Origin of the sequence: Ruegeria sp. HKCCD7296, assembly GCF_013110775.1 — a bacterium.
In the GTDB taxonomy this organism is placed as follows: Bacteria; Pseudomonadota; Alphaproteobacteria; order Rhodobacterales; family Rhodobacteraceae; genus Ruegeria.
In genome coordinates, this window is sequence record NZ_WVRF01000006.1 from 201,012 (window position 1) to 223,302 (window position 22,291).

Genomic DNA, 22,291 nt, shown 5'->3' on the forward strand with positions numbered 1-22,291 from the left:
GGACATGCAATAAGGCTGCATCTTGAATTCAGGGAGGCCCTCATGCGGATTACGAAACGGACAAATATTGCCGTGCGCCTTTTGATGTATTGCGCAGCGCACCCGGACAGGTTGGTCACCAAGTCGGAAATTGCCGAAGTGTGTAACATTTCGGAAAATCATCTCGCGCAGGTGATCAACCAACTGAGCCAGTTGGACTATCTAAGCACACAACGCGGCCGCAATGGCGGCATGTCTTTGGCGCGCCCGGCGGAAGAAATTCGGATCGGCGCGGTGTTCCGGCATGTTGAGGGCGCCTTGCCCATTGCCGAATGTTTTGCGGATGCGGACAATACCTGCCCCTTGACGGATGCCTGCCGGTTGCGGTTGGCGCTGCAGGACGCGGCCGAAGTGTTTTACGCCTCTCTCGATGATGTTTCGCTGGATGCTTTGGTTTGTGACAATGATCCGTTGCTGAAGCTTTTGCAGCCCGTGGCCTGTGTGCGCTGAGCTTAGTCGCTGGCGCGCAGGATGCGGGCTGGCCGGGCCGAAAGCGGGCGCAGAGCAAAGGCAAGACCTGCGCAAAGCGTGACGCCGATCCCGGCCAGAACAATGCCCAACGCCGAAGACCAGATGATCGCAAAATCCGTCTCGAAAATGTAGGTGGCAACGGCCCATCCGCCCAGAATGCCGACCAGCAAGGCGACGCAGCCTGCGGCGGCCCCCAATAAGACAGAGCGCAGGCCAAAGCTGCGCAGGATGCGGCCCCGATTGGCCCCGAGGGTTTTCAGGATTGCCGCTTCGTATCTGCGGGCAGGTTCGCCTGCCGCTGCGGCTCCGATCAAGACCAGAAATCCGGTTAGCAAGGACACACCTGCGCCGTAAGATGTGGCGGCGGCGATACCGGCCAGCAGCCCTGAAACGCGGTCGATGGCATCGCGTACGCGAATGGCCGTGATGTTGGGGAACTGACCTGCGAGATCCCTGAGGATGGCAGCCTCGGCCTGCTCTTCTGCATAGACAGTGGCGATGAAACTATGCGGTGCACCGGACAGGGCAGAGGGGTTCATCGACATGATGAATCCCATTCCTGCGGTTGAGAAATCCACCTCGCGCAACGAGGTCAGCTCTGCGGTTATGTCGCGACCAAGGATATTGACGGTCAGTTGATCGCCAAGTTGCAGGCCCATTTCGGCGGCTTCTTCAGCGGCAAAGCTGACCTGAGGTGTGCCCGAATAATCCTCGGCCCACCACTCCCCATCGGTTACATTCGCGTTTGCCGGGGGTCGGGCAGAATAGGTGACACCACGGTCTCCTTCGAGCACCCAATGATCACCAGCCACATCACGGGCAGGGCGGCCATTGATCTGCGTGATGATCCCACGCAGCATTGGCGCGCTTTCGATGCGGCTGACGGCAGGGTCCGAGGTCAGGCGATCGGAAAAGCCGGGCATCTGATCCTTTTGGATGTCGACAAAGAAATATGAGGGCGCGACATCTGGTAGGTTGCCTGAGATTGCGTTGCGCAGCGTGCCGTCGATCTGTCCAACGGCGGCCAGAACGGACAAGCCCAGACCGAGCGACAGAACAACCGAGCCTGCGCCCTCACGCGGGTCTGAAATGGCGGACAAGGCCCATCGCAGGGCAGGGCGGCCGCGTGCCAGAGGAGCTACGGCCCGGGCCAGTTTGCGAATGGCATAGGCAGAGAGGCTTAATAAAACCAGCGCACCTACAAGCCCGCCGCTTGTCCAAAGGGTCAATCGTGTGGAACCGCTGAACCAGGCGGCAACGGAGACAAGCAATGCGAGACCAATTGCGGTGGCGATGACATAAATCGGGCGTGGGAGCGCTCGGGCCGTACTCAGCGCATCGCGAAACAGGGTTGCGGCCCGCACGTCTTCGGTTCTGGCCAATGGCCAAAGCGTGAACAGAAATGCGGTAAGCAGCCCATAGATTGCGGCCTCAATCAGTGGCTGTGGATAGAGCGAGAATACTGCCGGAACCGGTAACTGGCTTTCCAACAGAGGCGCCAGAAGCAGCGGAGCCAGCCCGCCCAGCGCCAGGCCGAGCGCAATTCCGATGACAGACAGCACGCCGATCTGAAGCATGTAAGTTTGAAAAATCGTTGCGCGATCAGCCCCCAAGGTGCGCAAGGTCGCCACGGTTTCTGTTTTTTGGCTCAGGTACGCGCGCACGGCGGCTGAAACGCCAATGCCGCCCACCGCAAGGCCCGAGAGGCCGACAAGAACCAGAAAGGCGCTCAGGCGGCTGACAAACTCGGAAATACCGGGGGCACCGTTGCGCGCATCGCTCCATCGCATTCCCGTGCCGTCGAAGGCTTTGTCAGCTTCGGCGGCGATTTCGGCAAGGACGATCGTGTCTGGCAGGTTCAAACGGTATTTGGTCGAAAACAGAGTGCCGGGCTCCAACAACCCAGACGTCTGTAGCGCCTCGGTTCTCACCAATGTGCGCGGTCCAAGGCCAAACCCATCTGCCGCGCTGTCGGGTTCGTTCACCAGTGCGGCTGTCAGGACAAATTCCTGCGCCCCAAGCTTGAAGCGATCACCAACGGCCAGCCCAAGCCGGTCGATCAGAACTTGTTCCATGACTGCTCCGGGCAAGCCGGATGTCCCGTTTAGGGCGTCATCCAGCGTTATGTCAGGATCCAGTCTGACCGAACCAATCAAGGGGTACGCAGTGTCGACAGATTTCACTTGCGTCAGTGCGCGCTCCGGTTCTTCGGCACGGGGCACAACAGCCATCGAGCGGAAATCGACGATCTCGGACACCTGCTCGGATGCTTGCTGCATCCAGGCGCGCTCGGCCTCATCTGCAAAGCGATAGGTGAATTCAAGCTGGGCGTCGCCGCCCAAAAGCGAAGCACCTTCTTGCGCCAATCCGGTTTGAATGGCTTGCCGTACCGACCCTACGGCTGCAATGGCTGCGACGCCAAGCGCCAGACAGGCCAGAAAGATCCTAAACCCCCGCAAGCCTCCGCGCAGCTCGCGACGGGCGAGCCGCCCCGCCAGTCGCAGGCTCATTCGGCGGCCTCCTGCCGAGTTTCTTCCGCAATCCGTCCATCGCGAAGGCGAACAACCCGATCGCAGCGTTCCGCCAAGGAACGGCTGTGAGTGACAAGAACGAGGGTCGCATCAAATTTCTGACGCAGTCCAAACAGGAGATCAACAATCGCAGCGCCGTTGGTTTCATCCAGGTTCCCGGTGGGTTCATCTGCCAACAAAATCTTGGGGCGCGGCGCTGAGGCACGGGCAAGTGCCACGCGCTGTTGTTCACCGCCCGACAGTTGCGCCGGATAGTGATCGCGCCGATGCGATAGCCCGACAGCGTCCAGCTCAGTCTCGGCCAGGTCGAACGCATCCCTGTGCCCTGACAGCTCCAGCGGTGTTGCGACATTCTCAAGCGCAGTCATGGTCGGGATCAGGTGAAAGTTTTGGAACACCACTCCCATGTTGTTGCGGCGAAAGCGGGCCAGTGCATCTTCGTCCATGCTTGTCAGGTCCTGATCCAGCGCGGTGATCTGTCCGCTGGTCGCTTGCTCCAACCCACCCATCAACATCAGGAGCGAAGATTTGCCCGAACCGGACGGCCCGATCAGGCCCAGTGTTTCACCCTTGGTCACAGACAACGTAATGTCATGCAGAATATCGACCCGCCCGGCATTGCCATCCAGCGACAAAGCAGCATTTTGGAGGGTGAGAACAGCAGATGTCATGGGTTTACCCGATTAAGGAGCGGTCCTTTGGGATATGGAGCGATCACCACATTGCGCAAGGCTTTGATGACAGGTCTGTTTATCTTCTGCGGTTTCACGGCCACAGCCGAGCAAGTGGTGATTGCCGCCTTAGGGGATTCGTTGACGCAAGGCTATGGGCTGGTGGAAGAAGACGGGTTTGTACCTCAGCTTGACCGTTGGCTTCGGGCGCAGGGCGCGGATGTGCAGATGATCAACGCCGGCGTTTCAGGTGACACAACGGCAGGCGGAGCTGCGCGGGTGGAATGGACCCTGACGCCGGATGTGGATGGAATGATCGTCGCCTTAGGCGGAAATGACCTATTGCGCGGAATCGACCCTGAAGTCTCACGGGCCAACCTGCGCGAAATTCTGGAGGTTGCGCGGGATGGCGGCGTTGTTGTTCTGCTGATCGGAATGCAAGCGCCGGGCAATTACGGAACGGACTACAAACAGGCATTTGACGCGATGTACCCCGAATTGGCGCAAGACTATGGGGTCTTGTTTGCCAGCAGTTTCTTTGAAGGGCTGACAGCCGAGGGCGATCCTGGTGCAGTGTCACAGTTCATGCAGGCCGACGGCATTCACCCAAATGCCGACGGGGTCGCCCGGATCGTGGATGCGCTGGGCCCATCCGTTCTGGAACTTGTCGGGCAGGCAGCGGCCCCCTGACTTTGATCAGACGACCGTGACCACTGTTCCGATTGGGACACGATTGTATAGGTCAATGACATGTTCGTTCAGCATACGGACGCACCCGTTTGACACTGCATGACCAATGGTTTGCGGCTGCGTTGTACCATGGATGCGGAAATATGTGTCGACGCCGTTCTGGAAAAGATACAGCGCCCGCGCGCCCAAAGGGTTATCTCCGCCACCGGGCTGCACATAGTCATTGTCTTTGAATTTTGCGTAGGTAACCGGGTCACGCTCGATCATTTCATCGGTCGGACGCCAGGTGGGCCATTCCTTTTTCACATCGATGGTCGCCGATCCGGTAAATTCCAGCCCCGCCTTTCCAACACCACAACCATAGCGGATCGCTTTGCGTGGTTCGGTCACGTAGTAGAGATAGAACGACCGGGGGGCGACCAGAAGCTGCCCAGGCACGAATTGCTTTTTGATGCGCACGAATTGCGGCGTCGGATCATATTCGACCGCTTTCTTGGCGCTGGCGATTCCCGGCAACAGGCTGGCTGCTGTTCCGGCCAGAAAAACACGGCGTGTAAACATGGAAAACCCTCATCGAATGACCAAGGAAACTTAAGAACAGTTTCAGTATGATATGATATTTGGTCAATTCTGGGGCAAACATCACGTGGTCGTGATGTGTTCCGGCCGCCACGCAGGCGGCCGGATAGAAAAGGGCAAAGACGCGCCTTACCCTTTTACCGGCTTAGGCCAGTTGGATGTTGTCGGCGCTTTCGCGACCGTCACGACCAGCGCGCAGCTCGTACGTGACTTTCTGGTTGTCGGCCAGACCGGTCAGGCCCGAACGCTCTACTGACGAGATGTGAACGAAGATGTCTTTGCCGCCATCTTCGGGTGCGATAAAGCCGTAGCCTTTGGTGGTGTTGAACCATTTTACGGTGCCTGCAGGCATATCCGTTGTCTCCTGTTTGGTGCTGCCCACGTGGATGCGGCAGCCTGGCGTCGTTGTCTGGATCGATAGACTGAGCGCCGTAAAAGGAGACAGTGGGTCGAAATAGAAAAACGTAAGCTCCCTTCATATGGCATTGAGGTGGCCGTGTGGCAAGGGATGATCGCCTGAATTGGACAGCGGCCCCAGAGCATATTGCAGTGATTCAAGGGGTCTTTGATCAAAGAGTGGGAATTGCCGTGCCTGGCTCATACGACCGGTGGTCGTCCCGGTTTCCGAATAAACGCATAATGAGACTATTGAGAATCGCAGCTTTGCTTGCGGCCCTTTTAGGCACAGGATCAGAGGTGTCTTGATAGGACGGTATCCTTTGATCTCATAAGTCTTCATTTTAATTCAATTATTGTGATGTTTGAAAAATGACGCTGGGATGCTATGCTTAAAGACAGTGTCGTGGGGGCCAATATGAGAGTTATTTGCACATTAGCGGTTCTGTTTTGGGCCGGAGCGTCAGGAGCTTTGACCATTTCAGAAGGGTCGGAACGTTCGACTGCGGATGGTGATCAAGTTACATCCGAGCTTTTATCAGGCTTTGATAGCGAAAGACATCGTGAAGAGTTGGAATGGGAAAATCTCCGTTTGACCCAAGCACCCGAACCCTCTGAACATGACCGGCATCTTGAAGAGTTGGAGCTATTGCGGGAACGCCCCAACCAAGAGCAGGGCGTAACGGAAGGTGCCGTGGCGCAGGCAAACCTTGCGGCTGTCCCGATTCCCGCCAGTTGGTTGCTGCTGGTTGGCGCGTTGGCCGGGCTGTTTGGTCTGGGCAAATTTCGCAGAAACCAGTCAGCTTAAAGCCTGCAACTGCTATCATCCATTAGAGTTTTGACTGAGACGCCGGAGTTTGGTCGCTTCGAGGGGGCTTGATGCATTTCGAAGTGGCTGGATGGCGTCCAGCGACGTAACCCTGTTTATCAAACCATCGAGATATTCGTTCGGGTTGGGTAGGGCCGGAGTGGAGCAGTGGCGTGAACGAAGGGGCGTTCGGAGAACCCCAAGATGGGTGATTTCACCCGTCATTTGATTTGGTTGAATTATCGGAAATTGAGGAGTGACGAGTGCGAGTACCCACCCTACGCTCGCTGACTATGTGATTACGGTTCTTCCTTTCGTAAAATTTGGTCAACGCATTTCGTGTGGAGAGGAGCTAACGACTGCTCAATATCAAGAGTTTCGTAAGCCAATGACACGGTTGATTTTTTGTCATTTATCGAAGCGTGAAACCAAGCGAAGCAAATTGCCGTATCGTAGTCTACTGTGCCTCGAATCAACGAAGTATAAAATTCGGTGTCGCGTTCGTTGTTTTCTGCGCTTTTGACTAGTGCAACTGCTGCGGAAATTAAGTTAACGAGGTTGAAAATCTTGTTTGCTTCTAGATCTAAGTGGTGCCGCTGACTGGGATGGAACTCACTTTCAATGGCTTTTTTTCGAGGAGACACTCGGATGCTCTGCGGTACTGCTCTAAGCGAACTGTTTCTTTTCCGGCTGCGCCCTCTTGTTCTAGCAACCGGGCTTTCTCCTCGTTGATCATGGAAAATAGAGAGAAAAAGGAGCTTTCAAACAATTGCTTTTCTAAAGCAACTCTTTGCGCTTCATTGATACCTTCTTGCCCTTCAAGGAGTTTTAGAGTGTCATTTCGTTCCTTTTTGACGTGTTCGAGCTCTTCTCGTTGAAGGCTGACCGCAAGCACTAACAAGAGTAAAGCTGTTCCTGAGAAGAGGGCGTTTGCCGCGCCAAAGGTGTCTCCAAAAGTTCCGCCGGATTGATCGGAGTAAACAGCATAAATAAAGTTGAGAAAGTAGGCAAAGGGAACAAACCAAAGGGCTTGTTTCAGCCAAAATCGAAGTTCTGTAAGTTTTTTCTGCATTTCTGTTTCTTTGGTTGGAAAAAAGGCGGCAAAATTGCCGCCTATAGAAACGTCTATCTTGCAAACTTCTTATGCTTCAACCGCTTGGGCTCGAGCGCATCCGGTCCCAGACGGCGCTTTTTGTCCTCTTCGTAGTCCTCGAAGTTGCCCTCGAACCACTCCACATGCGCGTCGCCTTCGAAGGCCAGAATATGCGTGCAGATCCGGTCGAGGAAAAAGCGGTCGTGTGAGATAACGACGGCGCAGCCGGCGAAATCGACCAGCGCGTCTTCCAGTGCGCGCAGGGTTTCGACGTCCAGGTCGTTGGTCGGTTCGTCGAGCAGCAGGACGTTGCCGCCCTCTTTCAACAAGCGGGCCATGTGGACGCGGTTGCGCTCACCCCCTGACAGCAGCGAGACCTTTTTCTGCTGATCGCCGCCTTTGAAGTTGAAGGACGAGCAGTAGGCGCGGGAATTGACCTGTGCATCGCCCAGCTGAATGATCTCGGCCCCGCCGGTGATCGCTTCCCACACGGTGTCGTTGTCTTTCAGGTCGTCGCGCGATTGGTCGACATAAGACAGTTCGACCGTGTCGCCCAGCGTGATGGTGCCGCTGTCGGGCTGTTCCTGACCGGTGAGCATCTTGAACAGGGTCGATTTACCCGCGCCGTTGGGGCCGATGACGCCGACAATGCCGCCGGGGGGCAGGGCGAAGTCCAGCCCTTCGATCAGTTGCTTGTCGCCCATGTGTTTCGAAAGGCCCTCGACCTCGATCACCTTGCCGCCAAGGCGCTGGCCGTTGGGGATGACGATCTGAGCGCGGGTCAGCTTTTCGCGTTCGGACTGCTCGGCCAGTTCGTTATAAGCATTGATCCGGGCCTTGGATTTGGCCTGACGGGCCTTCTGACCCTGACGCATCCATTCCAGTTCGCGCTGCAGGGTCTTCTGCTTGGACTTGTCCTCGCGCGCTTCCTGCTCCAGCCGTTTGGCCTTTTGCTCCAGCCATGCGGAATAGTTGCCCTCATACGGAATGCCGCGGCCGCGGTCGAGTTCCAGAATCCAGCCGGTGATGTCATCCAGAAAGTACCGGTCGTGGGTGACGATCAGGATGGTGCCTTTGTAGTCGATCAGGTGCTGTTGCAGCCAGGCGATAGTCTCGGCGTCCAGGTGGTTGGTCGGTTCATCGAGCAGCAGCATGTCGGGCGCTTCGAGCAGCAGCTTGCAGAGCGCCACGCGGCGTTTCTCACCACCCGAGAGGTTAGCGATGTTGGCATCGTCCGGCGGGCAGCGCAGTGCCTCCATCGAGACGTCGATCTGGCTGTCGAGATCCCACAGGTTTTCCGCGTCGATCGCGTCCTGCAGGGTGGTCATCTCCTCCATCAGCTCGTCCGAGTAATTCTCGGCGATCTCCATGGCGATTTCGTTGAAGCGGTCGACCTTGGCCTTTTTCGCGGCCACGCCCAGCATGACGTTTTCGCGGACGGTCAGCGATTCATCCAACTGCGGTTCCTGCGGCAGATAGCCGACCTTGGCACCCTCAGCCGCCCACGCCTCACCAGTGAAATCGGTATCGAGGCCGGCCATGATTTTCATCAGCGTCGATTTACCCGCGCCGTTGACGCCGACGACACCGATTTTCACACCGGGCAGAAAGCTCAGGTGGATGTTTTCAAAGCACTTCTTGCCACCGGGATAGGTCTTGGAGACACCCTGCATGTGGTAGACATATTGATAGGCGGCCATGTCGCGTCCTCTGGGTCGGGGAAATTGAGTTGGAACGCTGGATATCTGAGCGCGGCGTGCGGGGCAAGCTGGTGGTTTTGTGAATTTCGCTTAGTGCCGGCTTCACCTAAAAAGGCTTGATCAAACAAGGGGTATAAATTGTCTGAATTGGCAAAGCTGATTGCCGGTTGGGCGCAGCCGGGACGTGTCGAATGGATCGGGCTACGACCCGAGCGGCGGGTGGAAATGGTCAAGGTGAATGAGGCCGTGATCTCCATTGGCGGGCTCGACGGCGACCGTGGCCGCGCTGGCACGCGGGCGGTGACTCTGATCCAGCACGAACATCTGGCGGCGATTGGCACTTATCTGGGGCAAAGGCCCGTGGCACCGGAAATCCTGCGGCGTAATCTGGTGGTGTCGGGGATCAATCTGGCGGCCCTCAAGGGGCGTGAGGTGCAGGTGGGCGAGGCCATCCTGCGCTTTACCGTGATCTGCGCGCCGTGCAGTCGGATGGAAGAGGCTCTGGGCCAGGGCGGTTACTCTGCCGTGCGCGGGCATGGGGGTTGGTGTGCCGAAGTCCTCCGCCCGGGGCGTGTCAAGCTGGGTGATGCGGTGCAACCTGTTGATTGACAACCCCCTTGAGTTCTGAACATCAGCAGGGGATGGAGCGTTATCATATTCCATATGCGCGACCCGGGCAGGTGATCGGGCTGTTCGGCGGGTCTTTTGATCCTCCGCACAAAGGCCATGTGCACGTCACGCGCGAGGCGATGAAGGCGTTTGGGCTGGATTGGGTGTGGTGGCTGGTCTCGCCGGGCAATCCGTTGAAGGAGCATGGACCAGCCCCGATGGCGCGGCGGTTGCAAGCCGCGAAAGCCGTGATGCAGCACCCGAAGGTCGACGTGACGGATATCGAGGCGATGACGGGCACGCGGGCGACAGCGGATACTCTGGCAGCACTTCGGCGGCTGTACCCGCAGGTTCGGTTTGTCTGGCTGATGGGGGCGGATAACCTGGCGCAGTTTCATCGTTGGAAAGATTGGCGGCTGATCATGGATAGCGTGCCAGTCGGCGTCGTCGCGCGGCCGGGGGATCGGATTTCGGCGCGGATGTCACCTGCGGCTCGGGTCTATGCAAAGTATCGCATCGATGGGCAGGCGCGACATCTTTTGGGTCAGGCGCAAGCCCCGGCCTGGTGTTTCGTGAACGTGCCAATGGTTGATGTCAGCTCGACCGAAATCCGAACGCGCGGAGAGTGGCGCGCACAAGTGTTGCCGGAATAGCCCCTATGGGCGCATAATCTCAGCGAGAGGTTGTGCGATTTTATTCTGTGGGATTTTAATTCAGCTATGGCTGATCGTTTTTCACGTCGTGTGTTTCTGGGGGGATTAGGGGCATCTCTAATCCCGGCAGCAGGTCTTGCACAGGCCCCGCTAGTTTCTCTCAGGCCGCAGATCCGCGGTGTGCCGCTAAGCGGGGCCGAACGCCTGGTGGCTGCGGCCGGGTTAAAAGGCGAGGTTGTGTTTGCGGTTGCGGATGTAGCGACCGGAGCGCAGCTGGAGGTGTTTGGAGAAGGGGCCGCCTTGCCCCCCGCCAGCGTTGGCAAGGCGTTGACCGCGCTTTATGCCCTGGACGTTTTGGGCACGGATCACCGATTTGAAACCCGTCTGGTGGCGGATGGACCGATCGAAAACGGCATCCTGCATGGCGATTTAATCCTGGCGGGCGGTGGGGATCCACTGTTGGATACTGATGCACTAGCCTCGATGGCGGCCAACCTGCGAGAGGCTGGGATTACCGAGGTGCGTGGTGCGTTCAAGGTCTACGACGGGGCACTGCCATTTGTTTTCAGCATCGACCCTGGACAGCCCGATCATGTGGGGTACAGTCCTGCCATCAGCGGGATTTCGTTGAATTTCAACCGGGTGCACTTTGAGTGGAAGCGCGCGGGCAAAGGATATGACGTAAGCATGGACGCGCGCAGCGCGCGCTATGTGCCTGCGGTGGATGTAGCCTCGATGCGCGTCGAGAGCCGAAGCCTGCCGATCTATACCTATCAACCAAGCGCGCGCCAGGATCGCTGGACCGTGGCCAAAGGTGCGTTGGGGAATGGCGGAGCCCGCTGGTTGCCAGTACGTAAACCCGCGCTTTATGCAGGGGATGTGTTCCGAACCCTGGCGCGGTCAAACGGGATCGTGCTGGGACGGGTGCAGGTGACACGAGAGCGCCCGCAGAGCTTGGATCTTGTGGTGCATCGCAGTGATCCGCTGGAGAGTATTCTGCGTGGGATGCTGAAATACTCGACCAATCTGACGGCTGAGATGGTCGGACTGGCGGCGACAAAGGCACGGGGTGTTTATCCCAGGAACTTGGCAGAGTCGGCGGCCGAGATGAACCGATGGGCTTTGGAGAGCTTTGGTGTGAACGGTATCGCCATGGTCGATCATTCCGGTCTTGGTGATGCTTCGCGCATTGTACCCGCAGATCTGGTTTCGGCCTTGGTGGTCGCACAGAAGTCGGGGATATTGCGCCCGTTGATGAAACCTTTTGCCTTGACCGATCGGAATGGTCGAGTCGTCAAGAACCACCCAGTTAAGGTTGACGCCAAGACCGGGACACTGAACTTTGTTTCCGGGCTGGGCGGTTTCCTGACAACAGCAGACGGGGTCGACCTGGCCTTTGCTATCTTCACGGCAGACGTGGCGAAACGCGCGAAAATACCGCGTGCTCAGCGTGAACGTCCGGATGGCGCGCGCAGCTGGAACCGAAGGTCGCGAAAGCTGCAACGCGCACTGCTTGAACGGTGGGGCTCGCTATATGGCAGTTAAGCTGTGAAACCCGACGACGCCTGTTGTCAGACGGCGTGACGCGCGCGGGCACCGCGTTCGATTGCGGCAGCGTGCAAGCGATCGATGCTGAGCTCATACCGGATTTCTTCCAGCAAACGCAGCTCGGTCTCGGCCAGCGATCCGTCTGCGGCGGCAACATCGCAGGCCAGCGCATAAGCTGTTTCGTTCAGCCGTTCAGGAAGGTTGTCGCGGATCAGCCCAAACAGAGCATCCAAGCCGTCTTCTTGTTCGAACAGATCAAAAACGATCTGTGACACATGGCGCATCCGGTCGATGTCATACCCGGCGAAGACCGGCAGCATGTTCACCGCAACTTCTATCTTGACCAGTTCAGCGGTTCGGATCGTTTCGTCAGATGCCGAAATCGCAACCATGATCGCCACAAGGCAATCCTGTGGGGACATCGGGTGGGGAACTTGCTCGGTCATTCGGTGCATCCTGCTTGGGGTTCTTCAAAGGCGCAGGATAGAAGGGGGGCAGGGCAGGTTCAACATCTTGTTTGCCGCGTTTGTGTGGCAGGTTAAACCGGTCAGGTATTCATCACCGCCATTCCGCTCAGTAAAAGCCCGGCCCCGATCCAATAGCGCAGCCCCAGCGTTTCGCCAAAGAACAGCCACGAGGCGAGGGGAACCAGCACAAAGCTAAGCGCCATGAACGGATAAGCTTGCGACAAAGGCACATGTCTGAGGACGTAAATCCAAAGGATCGTCGCGGACCCGTAGATCGCAAGTGCGACAAGCAAAAAAGGGTCAAAAAGGGTGTGTACTACGCCCACTAAGCCTGTGGCGTCGCGCCCGTCGATCCGCCCGCCTGCAAGCTTGAACAACACCTGACCGGCGGAGATCATGACAGGCGTCAACAGCAAGCCCGTCCAGATCAGAACCGTTGGCGCGGTGGCGCTCATGCCGCCTGATCCTTTACGGGCTTTTCGTTGCTTTGATCCACAGGGCGGTCTTCGCAGTAATAGATGTCGCGCCCGATATCTTCGCAGACATGTACGCTCGGGCTGGGATGTACAGCGCGCAAAAAGCTGTGGGTGTAGGGGAAGAAGTTAAAGTGCGGATTGAAGCTGTAGCGGTATTCCCTCTCACGCGGGACCACAATGATGACGCGCTTGCGCGCGACCCGCCGCAGTTCCGCAATCGCTTGGCGATAATCCAACAGGTGCTCGATCACATGGGTGCAGATAACGGTGTCGAAGCTGTTGTCTTCAAAGGGCAGATCCTCGATCCGTGCGGCGACATAGCTGATGTTGTCCAGAGCTTCCGCGTCGTCGACCACAAAATCCACGCCGGTCATGGCGGTTATGTCTGGGCGCTGGGCACGGATACGCTGCAAAAGAACGCCGGTGCCGCAACCGACATCGCAGATGCTGTCGCCGATGATGTCTTTGGCAATCCGATCTATGCAGGCTTCGGAATTGTCGGTTCCGTCATGAACGCGCGGATGGTCGCGATACAGGGTTTCGTATTCTTCGTCTGTCAGAAAAGGCGCGCGTTCGCGGAATGCCGCTAGCCGGGTGATATGTTCACCCCAGACCCGACGTGCGAGCCAGTGAAACGCGGCGCTGTCGCGCAAGATTGGCGGTACGATGTCCTCAAGCACAAAGCGGATCAGATTGGTGGTTTCGCGTCGCATCTTCTGTCCTCTGGTCCGGTAAGCTTCCTGATCTTGCCTTAGTCATACATGGCCTGAGAAGCCCGTGAAATATGCAGGTCAAGCCAGAGCGTGCGGCCCGTGTCTTTTTTGTTTCGGAGAGCACAATCGTCCCAGCATTGTGGCTTCAGTAAGGCTTAGCTGTGAAACCTGCGTCTCGGGCCTATTGAAGAAAGCGTTCGAGTATTCGGAGCAGTGCAAGAGACTTTAGCTCTTTGAGCATGGGGAAACACCGGTTTCTGGTCAGTTATGGCAGGAAACGGGCGACTGCTTTATTGACTCATGCTGCACTGGCACAATAGGAGGGGCCGGTCCGGTTGCATGGGGCAACCAGAGCACCTTTCCCTATGGAGCACATTGAAATGTCTGAACTGCGTGAAACCGCGATGTCGTCCAAGGCCTGGCCTTTTGAAGAGGCGCGCCGGTTGCTCAAACGCTATCAGAAAAGTGCTCCGGAAAAGGGGTATGTGTTGTTTGAAACCGGCTATGGCCCTTCGGGTCTGCCGCATATCGGTACCTTCGGTGAGGTTGCTCGGACCACAATGGTAAAGCGTGCGTTCGAAGCGCTTTCTGACATTCCGACCAAGCTGATCTGTTTCTCGGATGATTTGGACGGGATGCGGAAGGTGCCCAGCAATGTGCCGAACCCGGAGATTCTGGAGCAGCATTTACAACGCCCGTTGACCTCGGTGCCGGATCCATTTGGCGAATACGACAGCTTTGGTGCGCATAACAACGCGATGCTGCGGCGGTTCCTGGACACATTTGGGTTTGAGTACGAGTTCTACTCGGCCAAAGAGTTCTACGAGTCCGGGCAGTTTGACGAAATTCTCAAGCGTGCGGTTGAACGCTATGATGAGATCATGGCGATCATGCTCAAGAGTTTGCGTGAAGAGCGCCAGCAGACCTATTCGATTTTCCTGCCGCTGCACCCTGAAAGCGGGCGGGTCATGTATGTACCGATGAAAAAGGTCTGTGCAGAAACATACACCGTGACCTTTGACGATGAGACCGGCAAGGAATGGACCGTTCCCGTCACTGGGGGCCATGTGAAGCTGCAATGGAAGCCGGACTTTGGCGCGCGTTGGGCGGCGTTGGGCGTCGATTTTGAGATGTACGGCAAAGAGCATGCGACGAACGAAAAGATCTATGACTCGATCTGCCGTGCGCTGGGTGGTCGTGCGCCCGAGCATTTCAGCTATGAGCTGTTCCTGGATGAAAACGGTCAAAAAATCTCGAAGTCGTCCGGCAACGGCGTGTCGATTGACGAATGGCTGACCTATGCGCCAACCGAGAGCTTGGCGTATTTCATGTACCAAAAGCCCAAAACGGCCAAGCGGATGCATTTTGATGTGATCCCGAAAGCTTACGATGAGTATCATCAGCAGTTGCGGGCCTATCCGGGGCAGGATCTGAAGGCGCAGTTGAACAACCCGGTTTGGCACATCCACGGCGGTGACGTTCCTGAATCGACGTTGATCGTGCCCTTTGCGATGCTGCTGAATCTTGCATCGGTGTCTGGCGCGGAAGACAAAGAGACGCTGTGGGGCTTTATTCGCCGCTATGCGCCAGAAGCGACGGCGGAAAGCCATCCTGATTTGGATCAGGCCGCAGGATTTGCTGTGCGCTACTTCAACGATTTCGTCAAACCGACACGCAAGCATCGCGCGCCTACAGATCAGGAACGTGAGGCGCTGGAGGCACTGAAGGCAGCGCTTGAAGCATATGATGGCCCCACCGAGGATGAGGCGCTGCAGTCGGTGGTCTACTCGATCGGCCGCGAGCGGTTCGACCCGATGCGTGGCTGGTTCACCGCACTCTACGAGGTGCTGTTGGGTGCCTCGCAAGGCCCGCGTTTTGGTGGCTTCATTGCCCTCTATGGCGTGCCGGAAACGATTGCGCTGATCGACAAGGCCCTGGCCGGAGAGCTGGTCTGATTTGACCTGATCCCGCAAGGGGCTACCGTTCCGTCAGGAGGTAGCCCCATGCGTCGTTTACTACTTGCCCTGTCCTTGAGTGCCGGTCTGGCCTCAGGTGCGTTTGCCCAGAGCGCCGAGATCGAGGCCAATATCGCGGCCCAGATGCAGGCCTTCAAGGCGGATGATTTCGCCACGGCCTTTACCTTTGCCAGCCCCAATATCCAGCGTCTCTTCGGAAACCCGGACAATTTCGGAGCGATGGTACGCAATGGGTATCCAATGGTTTGGCGGCCTGCTGATGTACGCTTTCTGGAACTGCGCGAGATTGCCGGGTCATTGTGGCAGAAGGTAATGATCACCGACGGAAACGGGCTGGTTCATATTCTGGACTATCAGATGGTTCCGTTGGAGAGTGGCTGGAAGATCAACGGGGTTCAGCTTTTGAGCAACTCGGATCCTGCGGTCTGACGCAACACCACCGTCACGGTGCGATGAACCGTGATTAATCCCCTTTCGGTATTCAAACTGGCGCGTTCGGGACGGACCTGAACACGAGGTTTGGACGCGTCGCCAAATTGGCGCGGCGCGATTGAGAAAGGGTTTTCTATGAACAAGGCAATCACCGACGGCATCGTGTTCATGCCACCTCAGTTTGCGAATGGCCTGACGGTCTGGTCTGCGGGGGACGGGACGCCCGGTTCGCCTACCTACGGCGGGTCCGGCACCGGCGTATTTGTACCATCAGATGCGGATTTTGGCGGATGTCTTGAGATTCTGAAGGTGAACACCACGCAGCAGCTGCGTTTTATGGGGCAGACGCCGATATTGCCCGGCTGCTATTTGCAGGTCAAAGCCCGAGTGAAAGCAATTAGCGGCCCGTTACCGTCTGTACGGGTCGCAGCATGGGCAGGCGGTGCGGGGGACGCGCACGTTGCGGGCGTTGTCGAGCAAGGACCGGCTACGCAGCTATCGGGCTATGGCTCGGTACATGAGATCACGGCCATTGTGGGCACCGGCCAGCGTCCGGGCGTTGATATGCCCTGGGAGCTTGCTGCGCTTTACGGGCATTTCGGTCTGGACATCGAAGGGGCCAATGGTGCTTTGGTGCGTGTTGATGATCCTGAGATCACCGACGTCACCAGTGTTTTCCTTCGTGAAATGATCAGCCTGGTGGACGTTCGGGATTACGGCGCTGTGGGAGACGGTGTAACCGACGATTCCACCGCATTTGAGGCCGCAGATCAGGCAGCTGGTGGTCGTCGAGTCTATGTGCCGCAAGGTACCTATCATCTTGGGGAAAACACCAGCATGGCCTCTGAGATGGAATTTGAAGGCACAGTCACGATGCCAGATGACAAGATGCTGTTGCTGACCAAAGACTTCCATCTGCCAAGCTATATAGCGGCCTTTGGCGATGAAGAATTGGCTTTCAAAAAGGCGTTTCAGGCGCTGCTGAATAACACCGATCATGAATCACTGGATCTGGGCGGTCGCAAAATTTCGGTGACAGCTCCGATTGACATGGCTGCAACGGTTCCGAACAAACAAGGCGGGTTTTCCACACGCCGCGTGATCCGCAACGGTCAGTTCGATGTCAAAAGCAGTAGCGCTTGGGATACCGAGACATTCACATCGGTGGCAACCTATGATCCTACGGACAAAACACGACTGACCAATGTCGCCAATGTTGCGAATATTCCTGTGGGCTCTTTGGTGCAGGGCAGTGGTGTTGGCCGCGAAATCTACGTGCGGTCAAAAAACGTTGGTGCTGGTGAGATCATCCTGAACGCACCAATCTATGATGCGTCGGGTACGCAAACCTTCACGTTCCACGCGTTCAAATACCTACTGGACTTCAGCGGATTTAACACGTTGCGCAAGTTCGGCATGGAGCAGATTGAATTCCAGTGCAACAGCAGGTGCAGCGCCATCCGTCTTGCGGCGTCGGGCAGCACATTTCAGTTGAAGGATTGTTTTGTCAGTCGCCCCAAAGACCGGGGGATCACCTCGATTGCGACAGGGTGCAAGGGGATGTTGATCGACAATTGTCAGTTCCTGTCAGCGGAAGAATCCTTCGATGTGACGGATCGTTCTTTGATTGGGCTGAACACCAATTCAAATGACGTAAAACTGCGTCACAACCAGGCAGTGCGTTTCAAGCACTTTGCCGTTCTGGGCGGCGACAACAACATGGTTTTGGGCAACCATTTTTTCCAGGGCGATGGCATACCGCAGGGCGTTCGCACGGCTGGGTTGATCATGATCGGCACGTATAACAGTTCCACTATTGCCGAAAACTATGTCGACAATTGTTTCATCGAATGGACCAACGAACGGGATGCCTCACCCGCTTTCACCAGCGGATTCTCGTTCAGCGCAATGAGCATCACCGATAATATCTTTTATTCAAGTCAAGCGCCGTCCTGGTTCAGTTTTTTCATTGTGCGTCCCTATGGGGCCGGGCATTTCCTGAATGGTTTGGCTGTGACTGGAAACAAGTTTAGGGCCACAAGCGGTTCAATAGATCGGGCGGAAAGGATCGACACGTCTTTAGCGGATTTGAACAACAACAAGCACGCGAATGTGACGTTCCAGAACAACACCTATCACGGTGTCACAAAAAAGACCGCGCATCCTCTGAGAGTCCGGCGTCAGCAAAACTCGGCCGCAAGTTTTTGGCCGGTTTTGTCAAATGGCGAACTGCCGTTCAACGGCAAAGCGCGCAGTTGCGATAGTGTTACAGTGCTCGGTGGGCTTACAGGGGTTTTCAATAACCAGGTTTTTGCGGCACCTCACGTTTTACCCGAGCAGGGGTCTCTTGGTGTTAATTTGACCCTTAAATGGCCTGAGCAAGTTAAGGGCGAAGTCACTGCTTTGATTCGGATGGACAAATAAAGACATCAGTGGCCGCCCTGAATAGGGCGGTCAATTCTTAGTGCTATGCCAGGCACAACTGGCGTTGCTTTACTGCGCTGGCAGGAAATAGGCGACCTTTTTGTTGGGTGTGCTAGTCTGAGGAAAACAAACGGAGAATCCCAATGCCGAAAATCGCCAAAAACGCCAGTGTTCAAACCGTAATCACAACCTTTGAAATGACGCCAGGCACCTGTCAGGATCTGTTGGAAGCCCTCACTGAAGCCTATGCCGATTTCATCTCAAAACAGCCGGGCTTTGTGTCTGCAGGGTTGCATGTGAACGATGCTCAAACCCGTATCGCCAATTACTCGCAATGGGAGCGTCGTGACGATTTCCTTGCCATGTTGAGGACGCCGGAGATGCGCGACCGCAATCGCAAGATCAACGAATTGTGCAAAAGCTTTGAGCCGGTCATGTATGACGTGGCCGAGACATTCTGAGATTCCTGACCTGAATCAAAGCCTGCAACAACAATATGTTTCAAAGTGAGCCTGCAAAACGGAGGCTCACGCTATGTATCACAACATTCTTGTCCCGATCTCATTCGACGCTGAAAGAGACACATCCGGGCCTTTGAAACTGGCTCAGCTGTTGGCCACGCCAGACGCCCAGGTGACGTTGTTGCATGTGGTTGAGCATATTCCGAACTATGCGATTTCCTACATGCCACCCGAATACCTGACCGAAGCGCGAAAGGCGATTCAGGCCGAGCTGGATGAATTGGCGTCGCAGGTTCCGAATGCACGCGGATTGGTGATCGAAGGGCATTCTGGTCGGACCATTCTGGACTGGGCCGAAGCCAATAAACCCGACCTGATCATCATGGCGTCGCACCGTCCGGGGATGCAGGATCTTTTGCTGGGCTCGACGGCTTCCCACGTCGTGCGACATGCAAGTTGCGCTGTCCACGTGGTTCGTTGACCATCAGAAATCGACCGTTGTTAGGCGATAGGCTTTGCCAAAACCGCCGTTCAGCAAACCATCCTTGATGGTGAACCTGACAAAACTGAAATCGGCGAAATCGATATACAGCTTTGCCTTGGGCCGCAGGCTTAGATACCGCTCACGCAGCGGAGCATACTCTGGCATGTCCCGGTGTACCCAAAGCGCCACCGCGTGAAGTGTCAGGCGGGGGTGTGTCAGCGGGTCACCCTTTTCTTCGGGCTCTCCGACCAGAAGGGCGCAGTTTGGATTGGCATTCAGGGCTTGAGTATGTTCGGCCAGTGACGAGATCAGCGTGACTGGGCGGCCATCCGTATCCGTAGCCAGCGCGATACGGGACAGTGTTGGCAAACCCGTCTGAGGGTGCAAAACCGCCAACGCAGCAAACCGCGCCTGCTCCAAAAGCTCGCTGGCCTGCGCGCGGACCGTTTCGTCTGGGGTTTGGTAGGGACTGGTCACGGTTTGGCTAGACCTCACAGTCAGGGTTTCGCAGTGACACTAGAGCGTAAGTCGGCGGCCCGCCAACCTTTCGATCCGATTGCCTCGGCTTTGCCACATATCCATCGTAAGACCCAGTCATGCTGTTCAAGAAACCCACGCAGGGCGCGCCTGACCTCAACCCAAGATCAACCCGTCGGCACCAGCGGGCCGAGGCCGCGCGCCGACAGGCACTGTCCCCGGTGCGCATTCTGGTTATGGTACTATTGCTGCCCCTTACGACTGTACTGATCGCGGTGGGCGTTTTCATACGGGTGTCCGAGTATAATAGGGACGAGGCCGTGATACACCTGATCGCGCTGGCGGGGTGCGACGCGACGCAGGCCATGGGAATCGGGCCGTTCCGTGAAGGCCAGCCGGGGTACCACACGCGCAATGACCCGGACGGAGACGGCGTTGCCTGTGGGTTTACCGAGACGCCTGCACCTCAGGCCGCGCAATCAGAAAGCCGCCCAGAGCCGCAACAACGTGCGGTCGGCAATGCCAAGTTTGTGCGTCCTTAGTGGATTTACTCAACGCATTCAGGACAATTGTGCGCCTGCACAGGTGCGAAAGATACGTACCTGCGGCGCTGCATCGTTCAGGGGAAACTCTGCGATCCCGTCTTGCGTGAACGCATAGGCGACCTGATTGTACTCCAGCCCATCCAGCACATTGCCAAAGCCGGTATCTGTCACCGTCAACGCGGACCCTCCGTCGGACAAGACATGGCGTGGGGTGGCGATTTCGATGGGGTTTCGTCCTTCGAACCGCATGGCAAACCACGGGGATTGGGCCCAGACCTGATCTTTCCGAGTGACCGTCAGCGTGTAGAGCGGCGCAGACGGGTCATAGGTCAGGAAAATCGTCGCGGCACCTGTGTCATGCGAAAGCGTGCAGATATCGCCCACCGTCGCCTCCCATGCCAAGGCTGGGGTGGCAAAGATCAGAGAGGTCAGGATTGCACGCATGAGAGGGGACATAGCCGCCGAACAGGGCAAGGCAAGTTCCGCGGGGCTCTAGGTTGCAACCCTGAAGTGTCAGATGCTTGCGCGCAGTGAGGCGCTTGGTTGAAAATGGCCGAAAATCCCACGTATCAATCTGAGATTCCAGTCCCCTGTGCTAGGATGCGCGCGGCGTGGCCGTTCTGGGTGCGCCGCATGACAGTTCTGTCACGTGAGGGAGGAAAGTAATGTTTGCACGTATTACCCAATTCAAAATGAAGCCTGGCACGCGCGAGGCCGCCACGGCAAAAATGAACGAATTGAAATCCGAGATCATGGGCATGCCCGGCATGCATTGCTTTACCAACGTGATGAACGAGGACGGATCGGGCTATGTGATCTCAGTGGTGGAAAGCGAAGAGACCTCGAACGCAAACGCGCCCAAAGTGGCCGAGCTGTGGGGCCATTTCGCCGAATTCATGGAAGGCCCGCCCTCACCGGTCGGATACGATGTGATTGCCCATTGGGATAAGGGGTAAAGGTTAGGGCGGGGAGTTACCCGCCCATTTTTTTGTGTAGTGCAGAATGGGGTTTTAACACATCATGCGTTTGGGTCGCTTCGGAGCAATGGTTTGGAAACCTACCCTACCCTTGGTGCTCCCATATACGTAATTGGTGGAATTTATTGAGTCCTAAATTTAAGCTTGCTCCACAATTTGGAAATAAATTCAGTCTGTGATAAACTTTTTCTTTTTTTAAAGGAGATTATCGTGCCAGTTGATCAGATTTCGGCATTAGGCTCAGGACCCATTGATTTCCGTTTGGTTGCGTGATTCACGGGCCGAAAAACGAGCGGTGAACATGTCTGATCTATTCTGGTTGAGCGATGCGCAGATGGCGCGGCTTGCACCTTTCTTTCCGAAGTCCCATGGCAAGCCCCGTGTTGACGATAAGCGCGTGCTGAGCGGAATTATCTTCATTAATCGCAATGGGTTAAGGTGGCGCGACGCACCCAAAGAATACGGGCCGCACAAGACGTTGTACAATCGTTGGAAGCGATGGAGCGAGAAGGGAATCTTTGCTGAGATGTTGATTGGTTTGGCCGCAGATCACGGTGAAAAGAAGACAGTCATGATCGACGCGACCTACCTCAAAGCCCATCGCACGGCGTCGAGCCTTGCGGTGAAAAAGGGGGACGTAGCCGTCTGATCGGGCGGACAAAGGGCGGGATGAACACCAAGCTTCACGCGATCTGTGACAGCACTGGACGACCGTTGAACTTCTTCGTAACCGCCGGTCAGGTCAGTGATTACATCGGCGCTCGGGCTCTCGTTTCCAGTCTACCAAAGGTCGATTGGCTGCTGGGTGATCGAGGCTATGACGCTGATTGGTTCAGAGAAGCATTGAAAGACAAAGGGATACGCGCCTGTATCCCCGGTCGAAAGCAACGCAAGACGGCAGTTCGATACGACAAGCGACGATACAAACGACGTAACCGGATCGAGATCATGTTCGGCAGGCTCAAGGACTGGCGGCGAGTGGCAACAAGGTACGACAGATGCCCCAAGGTCTTCCTCTCTGCAATCGCGCTCGCCGCACTCGTTATCTTTTGGCTATGAGTCCTGAGCCTA

General features: G+C 56.6%; 25 protein-coding genes. 14 read left to right on the forward strand and 11 right to left on the reverse strand.

The window, feature by feature from the left end; genetic code table 11:
* Positions 1 to 42 precede the first annotated feature (42 nt).
* A complete protein-coding gene (locus GS632_RS11005; protein ID WP_171179277.1) occupies positions 43 to 489 on the forward strand; it encodes an Rrf2 family transcriptional regulator in 447 nt (148 codons plus the stop codon).
* A gap of 2 nt (positions 490 to 491) precedes the next feature.
* Here GS632_RS11005 and GS632_RS11010 read toward each other — a convergent pair whose 3' ends face one another.
* The gene (locus GS632_RS11010) at positions 492 to 3,020 is read right to left on the reverse strand and encodes an ABC transporter permease (protein WP_171179279.1); all 2,529 of its coding nucleotides are present in this window, start codon (positions 3,018 to 3,020) and stop codon (positions 492 to 494) included.
* The gene (locus GS632_RS11015; RefSeq protein WP_171179288.1) at positions 3,017 to 3,712 is read right to left on the reverse strand and encodes an ABC transporter ATP-binding protein; all 696 of its coding nucleotides are present in this window, start codon (positions 3,710 to 3,712) and stop codon (positions 3,017 to 3,019) included. Before GS632_RS11015 ends, GS632_RS11010 begins: the two co-directional genes overlap by 4 nt.
* A gap of 27 nt (positions 3,713 to 3,739) precedes the next feature.
* Here GS632_RS11015 and GS632_RS11020 point away from each other — a divergent pair, with 27 nt between their 5' ends.
* Entirely contained in the window at positions 3,740 to 4,402 is a 663-nt protein-coding gene (locus GS632_RS11020) for an arylesterase (RefSeq protein ID WP_371809998.1), read from the forward strand.
* Positions 4,403 to 4,408: 6 nt separating this feature from the next.
* Here the strand turns inward: GS632_RS11020 and GS632_RS11025 are convergent, their stop codons facing one another.
* Together GS632_RS11025 and GS632_RS11030 are read right to left on the reverse strand one after the other, a co-directional pair.
* A complete protein-coding gene (locus GS632_RS11025; RefSeq protein WP_171179290.1) occupies positions 4,409 to 4,963 on the reverse strand; it encodes a L,D-transpeptidase in 555 nt (184 codons plus the stop codon).
* A gap of 163 nt (positions 4,964 to 5,126) precedes the next feature.
* Complete coding sequence (locus GS632_RS11030; RefSeq protein ID WP_050604132.1) at positions 5,127 to 5,333, reverse strand: cold-shock protein; 207 nt, start codon at positions 5,331 to 5,333, stop codon at positions 5,127 to 5,129.
* A 462-nt stretch (positions 5,334 to 5,795) separates the two neighbouring features.
* Here GS632_RS11030 and GS632_RS11035 point away from each other — a divergent pair, with 462 nt between their 5' ends.
* Positions 5,796 to 6,185: a hypothetical protein gene (locus tag GS632_RS11035; protein WP_171721767.1), complete on the forward strand. Its 390-nt coding sequence runs from the start codon at positions 5,796 to 5,798 to the stop codon at positions 6,183 to 6,185.
* A gap of 583 nt (positions 6,186 to 6,768) precedes the next feature.
* Here GS632_RS11035 and GS632_RS11040 read toward each other — a convergent pair.
* Both GS632_RS11040 and ettA read right to left on the reverse strand, forming a co-directional pair.
* Entirely contained in the window at positions 6,769 to 7,257 is a 489-nt protein-coding gene (locus GS632_RS11040; RefSeq protein WP_171179294.1) for a hypothetical protein, read from the reverse strand.
* Positions 7,258 to 7,310: 53 nt separating this feature from the next.
* Entirely contained in the window at positions 7,311 to 8,978 is a 1,668-nt protein-coding gene (gene ettA, locus GS632_RS11045) for an energy-dependent translational throttle protein EttA (RefSeq protein WP_010442471.1), read from the reverse strand.
* Between the two features lie 138 nt (positions 8,979 to 9,116).
* On the opposite strand from ettA, the gene GS632_RS11050 reads away from it, so the two are divergent.
* The 3 genes from GS632_RS11050 to dacB all read left to right on the forward strand — a co-directional run bounded on the left by GS632_RS11050 (position 9,117) and on the right by dacB (position 11,785).
* On the forward strand, positions 9,117 to 9,587 hold the full coding sequence (locus GS632_RS11050; RefSeq protein WP_171179296.1) for an MOSC domain-containing protein: 471 nt from the start codon (positions 9,117 to 9,119) through the stop codon (positions 9,585 to 9,587).
* 32 nt (positions 9,588 to 9,619) lie between these two features.
* Complete coding sequence (locus GS632_RS11055; protein WP_171721826.1) at positions 9,620 to 10,240, forward strand: nicotinate-nucleotide adenylyltransferase; 621 nt, start codon at positions 9,620 to 9,622, stop codon at positions 10,238 to 10,240.
* Between the two features lie 66 nt (positions 10,241 to 10,306).
* A complete protein-coding gene (dacB, locus tag GS632_RS11060; RefSeq protein ID WP_171179298.1) occupies positions 10,307 to 11,785 on the forward strand; it encodes a D-alanyl-D-alanine carboxypeptidase/D-alanyl-D-alanine-endopeptidase in 1,479 nt (492 codons plus the stop codon).
* A gap of 26 nt (positions 11,786 to 11,811) precedes the next feature.
* Here dacB and GS632_RS11065 read toward each other — a convergent pair whose 3' ends face one another.
* The 3 genes from GS632_RS11065 to GS632_RS11075 all read right to left on the reverse strand — a co-directional run bounded on the left by GS632_RS11065 (position 11,812) and on the right by GS632_RS11075 (position 13,444).
* The gene (locus GS632_RS11065) at positions 11,812 to 12,234 is read right to left on the reverse strand and encodes a tellurite resistance TerB family protein (protein WP_171093520.1); all 423 of its coding nucleotides are present in this window, start codon (positions 12,232 to 12,234) and stop codon (positions 11,812 to 11,814) included.
* A gap of 101 nt (positions 12,235 to 12,335) precedes the next feature.
* A complete protein-coding gene (locus GS632_RS11070) occupies positions 12,336 to 12,710 on the reverse strand; it encodes an EamA family transporter (protein ID WP_171093518.1) in 375 nt (124 codons plus the stop codon).
* Entirely contained in the window at positions 12,707 to 13,444 is a 738-nt protein-coding gene (locus tag GS632_RS11075; protein WP_171179300.1) for a class I SAM-dependent methyltransferase, read from the reverse strand. The genes GS632_RS11070 and GS632_RS11075 overlap by 4 nt, the downstream gene beginning before the upstream one ends.
* A 380-nt stretch (positions 13,445 to 13,824) precedes the next feature.
* On the opposite strand from GS632_RS11075, the gene GS632_RS11080 reads away from it, so the two are divergent.
* From GS632_RS11080 to GS632_RS11100, 5 genes are all read left to right on the forward strand, one after another.
* Positions 13,825 to 15,399: a lysine--tRNA ligase gene (locus GS632_RS11080; RefSeq protein ID WP_171179450.1), complete on the forward strand. Its 1,575-nt coding sequence runs from the start codon at positions 13,825 to 13,827 to the stop codon at positions 15,397 to 15,399.
* A gap of 48 nt (positions 15,400 to 15,447) precedes the next feature.
* A complete protein-coding gene (locus GS632_RS11085; protein WP_171179302.1) occupies positions 15,448 to 15,849 on the forward strand; it encodes a DUF4864 domain-containing protein in 402 nt (133 codons plus the stop codon).
* Positions 15,850 to 15,987: 138 nt separating this feature from the next.
* Positions 15,988 to 18,276, forward strand: a complete 2,289-nt coding sequence (locus tag GS632_RS11090) for a glycosyl hydrolase family 28-related protein (protein WP_171721766.1) — start codon at positions 15,988 to 15,990, stop codon at positions 18,274 to 18,276.
* Between the two features lie 143 nt (positions 18,277 to 18,419).
* Positions 18,420 to 18,737 (forward strand): antibiotic biosynthesis monooxygenase, encoded by a 318-nt coding sequence (locus GS632_RS11095; RefSeq protein WP_171179307.1) that lies wholly within the window; start codon positions 18,420 to 18,422, stop codon positions 18,735 to 18,737.
* Between the two features lie 73 nt (positions 18,738 to 18,810).
* Positions 18,811 to 19,218, forward strand: coding sequence for a universal stress protein (locus GS632_RS11100; protein WP_171179308.1), 408 nt, complete (start codon positions 18,811 to 18,813; stop codon positions 19,216 to 19,218).
* Positions 19,219 to 19,221: 3 nt separating this feature from the next.
* Here GS632_RS11100 and GS632_RS11105 read toward each other — a convergent pair whose 3' ends face one another.
* Positions 19,222 to 19,698 (reverse strand): pyridoxamine 5'-phosphate oxidase family protein, encoded by a 477-nt coding sequence (locus tag GS632_RS11105; RefSeq protein ID WP_171721765.1) that lies wholly within the window; start codon positions 19,696 to 19,698, stop codon positions 19,222 to 19,224.
* Between the two features lie 119 nt (positions 19,699 to 19,817).
* Here GS632_RS11105 and GS632_RS11110 point away from each other — a divergent pair, with 119 nt between their 5' ends.
* Positions 19,818 to 20,240 (forward strand): excalibur calcium-binding domain-containing protein, encoded by a 423-nt coding sequence (locus tag GS632_RS11110; protein ID WP_171179312.1) that lies wholly within the window; start codon positions 19,818 to 19,820, stop codon positions 20,238 to 20,240.
* A gap of 18 nt (positions 20,241 to 20,258) precedes the next feature.
* Here GS632_RS11110 and GS632_RS11115 read toward each other — a convergent pair whose 3' ends face one another.
* Positions 20,259 to 20,699, reverse strand: coding sequence for an excinuclease ABC subunit B (locus tag GS632_RS11115; RefSeq protein WP_171179314.1), 441 nt, complete (start codon positions 20,697 to 20,699; stop codon positions 20,259 to 20,261).
* A 209-nt stretch (positions 20,700 to 20,908) separates the two neighbouring features.
* On the opposite strand from GS632_RS11115, the gene GS632_RS11120 reads away from it, so the two are divergent.
* Positions 20,909 to 21,199 (forward strand): hypothetical protein, encoded by a 291-nt coding sequence (locus tag GS632_RS11120; RefSeq protein ID WP_171093500.1) that lies wholly within the window; start codon positions 20,909 to 20,911, stop codon positions 21,197 to 21,199.
* Between the two features lie 322 nt (positions 21,200 to 21,521).
* Positions 21,522 to 22,279, forward strand: a protein-coding gene (locus GS632_RS11125; RefSeq protein WP_171728249.1) for an IS5 family transposase whose coding sequence is annotated in 2 segments (ribosomal slippage) — positions 21,522 to 21,843 and positions 21,843 to 22,279 — 759 coding nt in all. Because the reading frame shifts where the segments join, the coding sequence is not laid out codon by codon here.
* The last annotated feature ends 12 nt before the right edge of the window (positions 22,280 to 22,291 follow it).

Coding starts and splice junctions, on each gene's coding strand:
- GS632_RS11100 (WP_171179308.1), top strand. CDS start 18,811: ATGTATCACAACATTCTTGTCCCGATCTCATTCGACGCTGAAAGAGAC.
- GS632_RS11115 (WP_171179314.1), bottom strand. CDS start 20,699: ATGTCCCCTCTCATGCGTGCAATCCTGACCTCTCTGATCTTTGCCACC.
- GS632_RS11090 (WP_171721766.1), top strand. CDS start 15,988: ATGAACAAGGCAATCACCGACGGCATCGTGTTCATGCCACCTCAGTTT.
- GS632_RS11025 (WP_171179290.1), bottom strand. CDS start 4,963: ATGTTTACACGCCGTGTTTTTCTGGCCGGAACAGCAGCCAGCCTGTTG.
- GS632_RS11075 (WP_171179300.1), bottom strand. CDS start 13,444: ATGCGACGCGAAACCACCAATCTGATCCGCTTTGTGCTTGAGGACATC.
- dacB (WP_171179298.1), top strand. CDS start 10,307: ATGGCTGATCGTTTTTCACGTCGTGTGTTTCTGGGGGGATTAGGGGCA.
- GS632_RS11095 (WP_171179307.1), top strand. CDS start 18,420: ATGCCGAAAATCGCCAAAAACGCCAGTGTTCAAACCGTAATCACAACC.
- ettA (WP_010442471.1), bottom strand. CDS start 8,978: ATGGCCGCCTATCAATATGTCTACCACATGCAGGGTGTCTCCAAGACC.
- GS632_RS11005 (WP_171179277.1), top strand. CDS start 43: ATGCGGATTACGAAACGGACAAATATTGCCGTGCGCCTTTTGATGTAT.
- GS632_RS11035 (WP_171721767.1), top strand. CDS start 5,796: ATGAGAGTTATTTGCACATTAGCGGTTCTGTTTTGGGCCGGAGCGTCA.
- GS632_RS11055 (WP_171721826.1), top strand. CDS start 9,620: ATGGAGCGTTATCATATTCCATATGCGCGACCCGGGCAGGTGATCGGG.
- GS632_RS11085 (WP_171179302.1), top strand. CDS start 15,448: ATGCGTCGTTTACTACTTGCCCTGTCCTTGAGTGCCGGTCTGGCCTCA.
- GS632_RS11120 (WP_171093500.1), top strand. CDS start 20,909: ATGTTTGCACGTATTACCCAATTCAAAATGAAGCCTGGCACGCGCGAG.
- GS632_RS11040 (WP_171179294.1), bottom strand. CDS start 7,257: ATGCAGAAAAAACTTACAGAACTTCGATTTTGGCTGAAACAAGCCCTT.
- GS632_RS11080 (WP_171179450.1), top strand. CDS start 13,825: ATGTCTGAACTGCGTGAAACCGCGATGTCGTCCAAGGCCTGGCCTTTT.
- GS632_RS11065 (WP_171093520.1), bottom strand. CDS start 12,234: ATGACCGAGCAAGTTCCCCACCCGATGTCCCCACAGGATTGCCTTGTG.
- GS632_RS11110 (WP_171179312.1), top strand. CDS start 19,818: ATGCTGTTCAAGAAACCCACGCAGGGCGCGCCTGACCTCAACCCAAGA.
- GS632_RS11010 (WP_171179279.1), bottom strand. CDS start 3,020: ATGAGCCTGCGACTGGCGGGGCGGCTCGCCCGTCGCGAGCTGCGCGGA.
- GS632_RS11015 (WP_171179288.1), bottom strand. CDS start 3,712: ATGACATCTGCTGTTCTCACCCTCCAAAATGCTGCTTTGTCGCTGGAT.
- GS632_RS11030 (WP_050604132.1), bottom strand. CDS start 5,333: ATGCCTGCAGGCACCGTAAAATGGTTCAACACCACCAAAGGCTACGGC.
- GS632_RS11070 (WP_171093518.1), bottom strand. CDS start 12,710: ATGAGCGCCACCGCGCCAACGGTTCTGATCTGGACGGGCTTGCTGTTG.